General features: G+C 70.9%; 4 protein-coding genes. 1 reads left to right on the plus strand and 3 read right to left on the minus strand.

All coding sequences use genetic code 11. From position 1 onward, the window contains the following. A partial coding sequence (locus ACXJKG_RS14785; protein WP_456846509.1) for an ABC transporter substrate-binding protein occupies positions 1 to 1,314 on the minus strand: 1,314 nt, incomplete at its 3' end. A 604-nt stretch (positions 1,315 to 1,918) separates the two neighbouring features. Here ACXJKG_RS14785 and ACXJKG_RS14790 point away from each other — a divergent pair. After that, positions 1,919 to 3,130, plus strand: coding sequence for an alpha-hydroxy acid oxidase (locus ACXJKG_RS14790; protein ID WP_456846510.1), 1,212 nt, complete (start codon positions 1,919 to 1,921; stop codon positions 3,128 to 3,130). A gap of 415 nt (positions 3,131 to 3,545) precedes the next feature. Here the strand turns inward: ACXJKG_RS14790 and ACXJKG_RS14795 are convergent, their stop codons facing one another. Both ACXJKG_RS14795 and ACXJKG_RS14800 read right to left on the minus strand, forming a co-directional pair. Then, positions 3,546 to 9,338 carry a rhamnogalacturonan lyase family protein gene (locus tag ACXJKG_RS14795; protein ID WP_456846511.1) on the minus strand — a complete coding sequence of 1,931 codons (5,793 nt, stop codon included), beginning with the start codon at positions 9,336 to 9,338 and terminating at the stop codon, positions 3,546 to 3,548. A gap of 427 nt (positions 9,339 to 9,765) precedes the next feature. Continuing rightward, entirely contained in the window at positions 9,766 to 10,662 is an 897-nt protein-coding gene (locus tag ACXJKG_RS14800; RefSeq protein WP_456846512.1) for a hypothetical protein, read from the minus strand. Positions 10,663 to 10,828: the final 166 nt, after the last annotated feature.

The raw sequence follows: 10,828 nt of genomic DNA on the forward strand, positions 1-10,828 counted from the left end.
CATCTCCGCCTCAGCGAACCACTGCGAGGCGAAGTCCTCCGGCGTGATGTTGCCGTAGCCGAGGTCCTCGGCCAGCGTCTTCCACTTGGCCTCGATGGTGCCGAAGCCCTTGACGGGGATCGGCGTGGACTCGGTCACCTGGTCGGCGATCTTCTCCTCGTACGCGATCACCTGGGCGTCGACGCTGCCCTCGGTCGTGTCGACGGCGGCGCGCTGGTCGGCGTCCGCCGGCACACCCTTCGACGTGCCGAAGATCTTGCCGACCTCGGGGTCCGTGAGCAGGAAGTTGATCAGCGTCGCGGCCTGCTCCGGGTGCTTGGTGTTGGCACCCGACGACAGGAGCATCGACGGCTTGAAGAACAGGTGCTTCTCGCCGGGCTTGACCGACGGGATCTGCGCCATCGAGAGGTTCTGCGTGCCGGAGTCGGCGACGTAGCCGGCCAGGAAGTTGTCCCAGCTCATCTCGGACGCCGTCTCGTTCACCGTGAAGCCACCCTTGGGGGCGAGCGCGATGTTGCGGTCCGTCGGGTAGACCAGCTTGTCCTTGCGGAGGTCCGCCGTCAGGTCGAGGAACTTGACGACGTCCTTCTCGTCGAAGCCGAACGTGCCGTCGTCGTTGAAGGGCGTCTTGCCCTCCTGCAGCAGCCACTGGATGAAGAACCAGAAGGTGCCCGTGTAGTCGACCGCGCCGTACAGGCCGTAGCCGTCCGCCGTCTTCTCGCCGGCGCTCGACACGTCCTTGATGAAGTCGTTGTAGTCGTCCCACGTGTACTGGGCCTCGTCCGGGAACGTCGCCCCGGTCTGCTCGATCACGTTGGGGTTCTGGAACATGGCGAACGTGTTGGTCGACGTCGGGATGCCGATCATCTTGTCGTCGAGGACACCCGCCTTGGTCAGCGTCTTGTCGAAGCCGGAGAGGTCGATCGTGCCGTTGTCGACGTACTTCTGCAGGTCGAGCAGCTGACCGTTCTGGTTGAACTCACGCAGGTACGACAGGTCGAACTGCATGACGTCCGGGAGCGCCCGACCGGCCGCCTCCGTGGAGCGGGCCGTCCAGTAGTCCGGGAACGCGGCGAAGCTGGTCTGGACCGTGATGTACGGGTACTTCTCCTTGAACAGCGCGAGGGCCTGGTTGTAGCGGTCGGCCCGGTCGTCGTTGCCCCACCACGTGAAGTTGATGGTGACGGGCGAGGTGTCCGGACCGGTGGTGCTGGCCGTCGGCTCGGAGCTGCCCGAATCGCCGGACGAGCAGGCGGTCAGGGCGAGTGCGGCGACGGCGGCGACTGCGGCCGTCCTCCAAAGGGTTCGCTTCATCGTCGTTGAGCCTCCTTGCTCGGGGTGTGAAAGCGCATTCCGGACGTTAGGCGAGCGCTTACCCGACTGTCAACGGGTCGCGCTGAATCGTTACAAAGGCCCTGGTCCCCGGAGTACCTTGCCATGCGACGGAGGCAGCTGCAGCCTCGCTCCAAGGCCGGCCTGAGCGCCAGGCGACGCATTCGGTCGTCGGAGCGCGCGATCGTGCGGAGGTCGACATCGGGCACGGCGAACGTCCGCGGATTCGGTCGTGKGAGCGCTCGCTCGTGCGGACATTGCAGCCGTCCACCCGGGGCGTCCACGGACTCGGTCCTCAGGGCGCTCGATCTTGAGGACGTCGGCAGCAGGCGCGCGCGACGTCCGCACATCCGGGTGTCCAGACGATCGATCCGGCGGACGTTGGCGGCGGAGATCTCGTCAAGTCCGCGGATTCGGTCGTCCGGATGCTCGATCCTGCAGACGTCACGGGTGGATGCTGTCGGGAGAGGCCTCATCGACGCTGGGGCGTTCCGTTCCCGGTCGGGCTGTCGGCCGCTCCGCATCCTGTTGTATCGTTTCAAAACCCGTGCAGCCCAACGATGCGCCACACCCCCTGGAGTCACCGGTGACCGACCGTCAGATCCCCTCGTGGTCCGAGCTCAAGCCGCTGATGCGCCCGAAGCCGATCGAGCTCAACGGCACCAAGCGCCGGCTCGCGGACGCGCTGACCATCGCGGACCTGCGCACCCTGGCCCGCAAGCGGACGCCACGCTCGGTCTTCGACTACACCGACGGCGCCGCCGAGGCGGAGATCAGCCTGCGCCGCGCCCGGTCGCTGTTCCACCAGCTCGAGTTCCAGCCGTCGATCCTGCACGACGTCTCGCACGTCGACCCCACCACCGACATGATCGGCACGCCCAGCGCCCTGCCGTTCGCGTTCGCCCCCACCGGCTTCACACGGATGATGAACCACGAGGGCGAGCGCGCGGTCGTCCGGGTCGCCCAGCGCCGCGGCATCCCCTACGCACTGTCGACGATGGGCACGACGTCCATCGAGGAGGTCGCGAAGGCCGGCCCCGACGCCCGCAAGTGGTTCCAGCTGTACGTCTGGAAGGACCGCTCCGCGGGCGAGGACCTGATGGCCCGGGCCAAGGCCGCCGGCTACGAGGCCCTGATGCTCACCGTCGACGTCCCCGTGGCGGGCGCCCGGCTGCGCGACGCCCGCAACGGCTTCTCCATCCCCCCGGCCCTCACGGTCAAGACCGTGCTCGACGCGGCGACGCACCCGGCCTGGTGGATGAACCTCCTGACCACGGAGACGCTGACCTTCGCGTCGCTGACCACCTGGTCGGGCACGGTCGCGGACCTGCTGGACAAGCTCTTCGACCCGACCATGACCTTCGCGGACCTCGAGTGGATCCGTGCGTCGTGGGACGGCCCGCTGATCATCAAGGGCATCCAGACCGTCGAGGACGCCCGTCGCGTGACGGACGCCGGCGCCGACGCCCTCGTCCTGTCGAACCACGGCGGCCGCCAGCTCGACCGCGCACCCGTGCCGCTGCGCCTGCTGCCCGACGTCGCCGAGGCGGTCGGCGACCGCACGCAGGTCTGGGTCGACACCGGCATCATGTCCGGCGCCGACGTCGTCGCCGCCCTCGCTCTCGGCGCCGACGCGACGCTCGTCGGCCGCGCCTACCTGTACGGCCTCATGGCCGGCGGCGAGCGCGGCGTGGACCGCGCCGTCGAGATCCTCGAGCGCGAGGTCCGCCGGACCATGGCCCTGCTCGGCGTCTCCACGGTCAAGGAGCTCGGCCCGCACCACGTCCGCCTGCCCTGACCCCCGGCGCCGGCACCCCTCCACCACCCGCAAACGTCCGAGCAAAGAGGGCCCAGAACCCGACTTTGCTCGGGCGTTGTCACGTTCGCYGCACGACGTCCGAGCACCTGCGGGTCAGAGGCCCCACTTGCTCGGACGTTGTCGCGTTCGCTGCACAACGTCCGAGCACATGCGGGTCAGAGGCCCACTTGCTCGGMCGTTGTCGCGTTCGCTGCACAACGTCCGAGCACCTGCGGGTCAGGGGCCCGACTTGCTCGGACGTTGCGCATTTCAGGGGCCGGACATTGCGCCTGCCAGGGGTCGGATGTCCGCGCACATGCAGGTCAGAGGCCCCTTCGGCTCGGACGTCGAGGCAGGCGGACGGCCGGCCCGGGAGCGTGGGGCTCCCGGGCCGGCCGTCGTCGTGAAGGAAGGGTCAGTGCGTGACCTTGACCTTCAGCTCGGAGCTGCTGGTGGTCCCGAGCGGGTTCGCCAGCTCGGCGCGGTAGACGTGCGTGCCGACCGATCGGCCGGACACGCTGGTGGTCGCCTGCTGCGCGTTGAACCCGTTCGCCGTGAGGGACTGGGTGTCGATGAGCACGCCGTCCTCGTACAGCCGGTAGACGGTCGCGTTGGTCCCCCACCAGAGGTTGGTGGTGAGGGTGTACGACCCGTCGCCGTCCTTGTTGTCGTGGCTCAGCACCGGGGTTCCGGGGTTGGCCGCAGTCACGCGGACGGTCAGCGGGGCGGTCGTCGTCTTCCCGTGCTGGTTGGTCAGCACCGCGGTGTAGACGTACGTCCCGTTGGGCTTGCCGGCGAGCTGGAAGGCCGCCGACTGGGCGTTCGGGGTGGCGTCGACCAGGTCGCGCGTGGCCACCTCGACCCCGTTCTCCAGCAGCGTCACGGTCTGGGCGTTCTGGCCCCACCACAGGTTCATGGTCACCGTGTAGCTGCTGTCGTTGTCCCAGTTGTCGCTGGAGAGCACCCCGGCGCCGGGCTTCGCGGTGGCCGGTCCCGGCACCCGCTCGTCCGGACCGGTGGCGGCGCCCGTGTAGACGATGCTCGGCGCCGGCGGCGTCGACATCCCGTCACCCAGGAAGTAGCCCGTGTGCGGCGGCTGGTTGTAGCCGGTGTTCTGCCAGGCGACGCCGAGCCGGTAGACGGGGTCGGACTGGAGGGTGCGGAACCGGTGGTCGGTGAGGTCGACCGTGGTGGCGATCCGCAGGGCCGACGAGTCGGCCAGGCGGGTCACGATCTCCTCGCGCCAGTCCCCGAACAGGTCGGCCTGCAGGGCGGGTGTGCCCTTGGTGCCGTTGTCGGACAGGGTGCCCGTCGCCCGGTAGATCTCGTCGGCGGTCTTCGTCGACGGGTTCCACTTGGCGATCGTCGGGACCCCCGTGAGCGTCTCCGTGGACCAGTCGTGGTCGGTGATCTCCCGCAGGAGGTCGCCGTCCCACCAGGTGAGGAAGTTCGCCGCGGGGATCGTGGAGCTGATCAGGGTGCCGTCGGCCGCCCGCATCTCCCCCGACCGCGAGTTCCACGTGCCGTCGGTCGTGACGGCCCACGACTCCGAGCCCGGGTGCGAGGCGTCGATGTCGCCCGAGGCCCCACGGCCGGTGTCGGCGGTGGCCGGCATCGACCACAGCACCTCGCCGGTCCTGGCGTCGCGGAAGGTCGCCCCGATGCCCTTGCTGTGCGGCGCCTCCTCGTGCACCGCGAACACCTCGAGGCCCGGCCGGCTGGGGTCGAGGTCGCTGACGTGCAGCGCGTCCCCGTGCCCGAGCCCGGTGCTGTAGAGCGCCGTGCCGTCGTCGTCGATGGTCATGGAGCCGTAGACGATCTCGTCCTTCTGGTCGCCGTCGACGTCGGCCACCGAGAGGTTGTGGTTGCCCTGGCCCATGTACTGCGAGCCGGCGACGTCGGAGTCGAACGTCCACCGCTTGGTGAGCGAGGAGCCGTCGAAGTCGTAGGCGACCAGGACGGTCCGCGTGTAGTAGCCGCGGCTGAAGATGACGCTCGGGTGCTCGCCGTCGAGGTACGCGACCCCGGCGAGGAAGCGGTCGACCCGGTTGCCGTACGCGTCGCCCCACGCGGCCACGTCACCGCGCGGCGGCGTGTAGTCGATCGTGTCGACGGCCGCGCCGGTGGCACCGTTGAACACCGTCAGGAACTCCGGCCCGGTGAGCACGTAGCCCGACGAGTTCCGGTAGTCCGCCCGCGGGTCACCGATGACCGTGCCGACGCCGTCGACGGTGCCGTCCGCGGTCTTCATGGTGACCTCGGCCTTCCCGTCGCCGTTCAGGTCGTACACCTGGAACTGGGTGTAGTGCGCGCCGGCCCGGATGTTCTGGCCCAGGTCGATGCGCCACAGCCGCGTGCCGTCCAGCTCGTACGCGTCGACGTACACGTTGCCGGTGTAGCCCGCCTGCGAGTTGTCCTTGCTGTTGGACGGGTCCCACTTCACGACGATCTCGTACTGCCCGTCGCCGTCGACGTCACCGACGGACGCGTCGTTGGCGTTGTAGGTGTACGGCTGACCGTCCTTCGTGTACGCGTCCGCCGGCTTGTCCAGCGGCACGTCGAGGTGCTGGCTGTCCCACACGCGGAACTCGCCGGTGGCCCAGCGCTCGATCCCGTCGACCACCGAGCTGACCCGGTAGACCGAGCCCGCGGAGCCGCCGGCGTCCAGCAGGTTGGTGCTGGTGGTGATCGGCAGCGTGGTGATCTTCTTGCCGTCCCGGTACACGTGGAACGCGATCGAGTCGGGGTCCAGGCCCAGCTGTCGCCAGCCGAGGTAGACGCCGCCGTCGGTCTTCACCGCGACCGGCGACCGGTCGAGGCGCTCCGCCTGCCGCGCGAGGGTGGTGACCGCGGGGGTGGTGAGCGACGACGACGCCGCCGACACCCCGCCCGCGTTCACCGACGCGACCCGGTACGTGTAGCCGATCGTGGTCAGCACGGTCGTGTCGGTGTACGACGGACCGTCCGCACGGCCGACCACGACGAACGAGCCGTCCTTGGCCTGCCGCGACACCTGGTAGAACAGCGCGCCGTCGACGGCGTCCCAGGTGAACGTGACGTCGTTCTTGTTCACGGCGCCCAGCGTGAGCCCGGTCGGCACGGCGGCCGTCGGCACGTCCGGGTCGACGGTGGTCACGTCGAGCGTGTCCGTCGGCACCGACTCGACGCCGGTCGGGTCGAGCGCGACGACGTCGTACTCGTACGCCAGCCCGACGTCGGGGGTGGTGTCGACGAACGTCGTCGTGGTGACGTCACCGAGCGCGACCGGAGCCGAGGCCCCCGCCGCCTTCCGGTAGACCCGGTACCCGGCCGAGTCGGACGTCCCCGTCCAGCTCAGCGAGACCTTCACCGACGTGCCGTCGATGCTGAGGTCGTCGAGGGTCAGACCCGACGGCGCCAGCAGCAGCGGCGTGATCTCGATGCCGTTCAGGCGGCTCGAGGAGCCGGTCATCACGAGGTTCAGCTGCCCGTCGGTCACGAGCACCGGCTGGCTGACCTTCTCCGAGACCGACCCCGCGCCCGCGTTGGAGGCGCCGAAGTCCTTGCCCTCGAGCTGCACGTTGGAGCGGCTGGTGCCGATCCAGTCGCCGTTGTACGTCTTGACGGCGTAGCTGCCGTCGGGCACGTCGACCGCGAACACGTGCTGGGTGCCCGGCAGCAGGAAGTCGCGCTGCAGGTCGTTCGGCGGCGGTGTGAAGCCGACCCCGCGGTCGCGTCCACCCAGACCCGTCGGGTCCAGCCAGCCCCAGCCGATCTCGGGGGTGTACCGAGAGTTCTGGTTCACCTCCGTGTAGCCCGGCATGACCGGGCTGCCGGCCAGCTGCACGTCGAACTTGTACAGCGCGGCCTTCGTCGTGACCCGCACCGCGGCCGACGGGGCCGACGATCCACGCCCGTTGACGGCGACGACCCGCAGGTCGTACGACGCCCCCTCGACCAGCCCGCCGACCGCGGCCTGCGGCAGAGTGGAGGTGGCGACCAGCGCGTACGCGTCGTCACCGGCGGCGGCGTCCTTGCGGAACACCTGGTAGATGTCCGCACCCTCGCTCGCGGTCCAGGAAAGCTGGACGCCGGCGTTGGAGACGCTGCCCGCGACCACACCGGCCGGGGCGGCCGGGACCTGCGCCGGAGGCTCGGCGTCGACCACCTCGTCGGCCAGCGGCACGTCGAGCTTCTCGATGCCGGAGGCGACGAGTCGGGCCATCTGGATGGCGCCGTACTCCTGGAAGTGGGTGTCGTCGATGGTCCCCGTCGGACGGCCCGGGTAGACCCCGGCCGGCACGTACAGGAACACGCTCGTCGACGCCTCCGGGCCGATCTGGTCGAGGTACGCGCGGCTCGAGGCCGCGAGGTCGACCAGGGGCGTCCCGGTCTCGGTGGCCAGCGCGGTCGCCGCAGCGACGTACTCGGGGAACGAGACGTTGAACGCGCCCGTCGCCGGGTCGAAGCTGCGCCGAGAGACGGGCGTGACGATCACCGGCGTGGCCCCGCGCTGCACGGCACCGTCGACGTAGGTCCGCAGGTACTCGGCGTAGTCGGCGGGGGCGGCGAAGCGGTCGTCGACCCCGTAGGTCGCGTCGTTGTGCCCGAACTGCACGAACACGTAGTCGCCCGGCTTGACCAGGCGCAGGACCTCGTCGAGCCGGCCCTGGCTGATGAAGTTCTTCGACGAGCGGCCGCCGATGGCCCGGTTGTCCACCGTGACGTCGTCGGACAGGAACCGGCCGATCATCTGGCCCCAGCCGGCCTGCGGCGCGTAGTCCGCCGTGTAGCTCTGCACCGTCGAGTCGCCCGTGATCCACACCGTCGGCTCGTCGCCGGGTGCGCGCGGGCTCTGCGCCGCGATGCGGAGCTCGTTGAGCTTGGGCGCGGTGCCGGAGAGCTCGAGGTTGAGCTGGCCGTCGACCACGGCGATGTCGAACGACATCTCGAGGAACTGGCCCGCGGCCTTCGTCGTCGGCGCCACCTTGGCCATCTGCTCCGCGGTGATCGCGACGTCCGTCGCCTCGGTGGCGTCGCCCGCGATCAGGCTCACGGTGTAGTCGCCGTTGGGCAGGTCGACGACGAGCTCGGTGTCGCCCACGCTCACGAAGTCGGAACGCAGAGGGTCGGCCGTCGCGCGGTCGGTCGCCGTGACCGCGCGGGTGTCGACGAAGCCGTAGCGGGTCGATGCCGAGTACGCGCTCGTCGCGTCGAGCCTCGTGGCACCCGGAGCGAGCGCGCCGCTGCCGAGGTCGAAGTCGAGCACGGCGGGCACGGTCGGAGGCGTCGGCAGGCTGCTCACGGCGGCGGCCGACGGGGTCGACAGGCCGGCGGCGTCGATCGTCTGCACGCGGTAGTAGCGCAGGGTCGAGGTGTCGACGGCGTCGGTGGTGAACACCTCGCGCGCGCCGGTCCGGGCGACCTCGGTGTAGGTGCCGTCGACGGCGTCGGAGCGCGAGACCACGTAGCCCGTGGCGCCGGCGACCTCGTTCCAGCGCAGCGTCACGGCGCTCGGGGTCACGTGGGCCATGCGCACCGAGGTGGGCGCAGCGATGGTCGACGTGCCCGGGTCGGGCTCGTCGGGCGGCGTCGTCCCCGTCTGCGACACGACGATCGAGCTGACGTACCCACCGGCACCCGCGCCGGCGATCCCCACCGTCAGCTGACCGTCTGCGACCGTGACCGGCCATGTGCCCGCGATCGGCGCCGCCTTGGTGCTCAGCGTGCCGCCGCCGGCACCCTCGAGCGTCACCGTGGTCTTGGTGGTGCTCGTGCCCGCGAGCAGGTCGCCCGAGCGGACCGTCACGTCGTAGGTGCCGTTGGGCACGTCGAGCACGAACGACCAGCTGGTGGCCAGGACGAAGTCGCGGTCCGCGGGGTCGACCGCGCCACGGTCACGGGAGATCGGGGTGACCCCGTCCGACGGCACGATGCCGAACCCGGTCGCGGCGGAGTAGCGCGTCGCGTCGGTCACCTGCTGGTAGCCGTCCGCGACCGGGCTGGTCGCGGTGCCCAGGTCGAACTTCCACGTGGTCGGCGGGTCAGCCGCGAGGGCCGGCAGCCCGCCGGTGGCGACCAGCGCGGCCGCGGTCGCGGTGGCTACCCCCGCCAGAACTGCACGAGGACCCGCTCGGCCGGGAGTTCGTCCCGCATGCCCCGCCGACCCGCGCGTCCGTCCCGCCCGCGGTTCCCCTGGTCCCTCGTCGTGCGCGCGCGTCGAGCGCATGGCATCACCCTTTGTCTCGTCGTTGAGATCGCCCCTGTGCTGCATGGTGAATCGATTCATTGTGTAACGATTCACCTGAGCAAGCAGGACATTCCTACCGACCCCTCCCCGGGCCGCGCAAGGGTTTCGGGCAAACTGGGGAAAGCGCTCGCCACTTCTGTTTCCCGCGCGGCGGCGCGGGTGGCCCTGGTCGACTACGCAGTCGGGCAGCGCGGCATCGACGCCCTTTCGGCGCCCTGACCTGCGGCTATGCATCGGTYGCGACAACGCGACTCAGTCGGCGCACAGGCAACGCCGACAAGGGACGCGAGCGCCCGAGAACTCGCCTCCGGTGAGCACCGGGCGCCGTCGGGCTCGAGCACGCTTCCCCGCCGCCGCTCGCCTCCCGCTGTCCGCTCGGGTCGTTCCCCGCCCGACCGCGACCTCGTCAGCCGGCGCCCGGCATCCCGCAGGAACGCCCGACGAACTCGTGCAACGCCCCCCGCAGCACGTCGCTCGACGCGAGGTAGAACACCGGCTGGTCGACCCCGTCGACCCGGGTGTGCACGCCGAAGAACGTGCCGCGCTTGTCCTCGGCCACGGCGTGCGGGTCGCACCGCGACGGCACCAGCTCGAGCGGCACGGTGTCCTCGGCGCCGTCGGCCGTGTCGACGGTGGTGGGCCAGCTCGTCGCACCCCCGACCGGCGCCAGCAGCACCGTCCCGTCGACCTGCGTGATCTCGACGGTCGGTCCGCCGAGCACCGGCACCACGCGCAGGTCCACCGTGGCGGCCAGCGTCCCGTCGACGTCGCTGGTCGTGATCGCGTCCTCCAGGCTCAGCGTCGCGCCCCTCGCCACGGCCGCCGCCGCGCAGTCCTCGCCGTGGATCCGCGCGAGGTGGCCCTGCGGGTCGCCCGGCTGCACGACGAGAGTCGACTGTCGGCCCGCGTCGTCCACCAGGTCGAGCTCGGCCTGCGCGGGCCCGGAGGTCGCGTCGTCGCAGACCGGTTCGCCGAGCGCCACGGACACGTCCCGGTCGACGCCCGCCCGCACGGGTCGCTCGCGGTCACTCGTCGCGACGCCCGCGTCGTCGGGCGTGATCAGCCGCGCCCGTTCGACCGTCACGTCGCCGGGCCCGGCGTTCGCCACGTTCAGCTGCACCACCCGGAGCGCCCAGTCGCTGCGCGCCTGCCGGACCTCGACCGACAGCCCCGCCAGCACGTCGGCGGGGATCGGCGTCGGCGTCGCGCGCGGGCTGGGCGGCCGCGCGGCCGGCGCGCCGCCCGTGCAACCCGCGAGCGCGAGCACGGCGACGACCGCCACCACCCGCCACCGTCCGGCCACCCCCCGATCGTGCCGCACCCGCCCGGTCGGCCGACAGGACGAAGACACCCCGCGGCGCGTGCGCGCGTCCGAGCCCACAGTCATCGGCGGGGACAGCGTCGCTGTCGCGCGGGCGTCCGACGGCGAGAACAACATGGGACGCGTCATAGCGAGCCAATCCGCGTCC

Source organism: Cellulomonas sp. P5_C6, from assembly GCF_054049635.1.

What these genes read in the sequence shown, in the direction of transcription:
- ACXJKG_RS14795 (WP_456846511.1), bottom strand. Translation starts at nt 9,338, where the DNA reads ATGCGCTCGACGCGCGCGCACGACGAGGGACCAGGGGAACCGCGGGCG.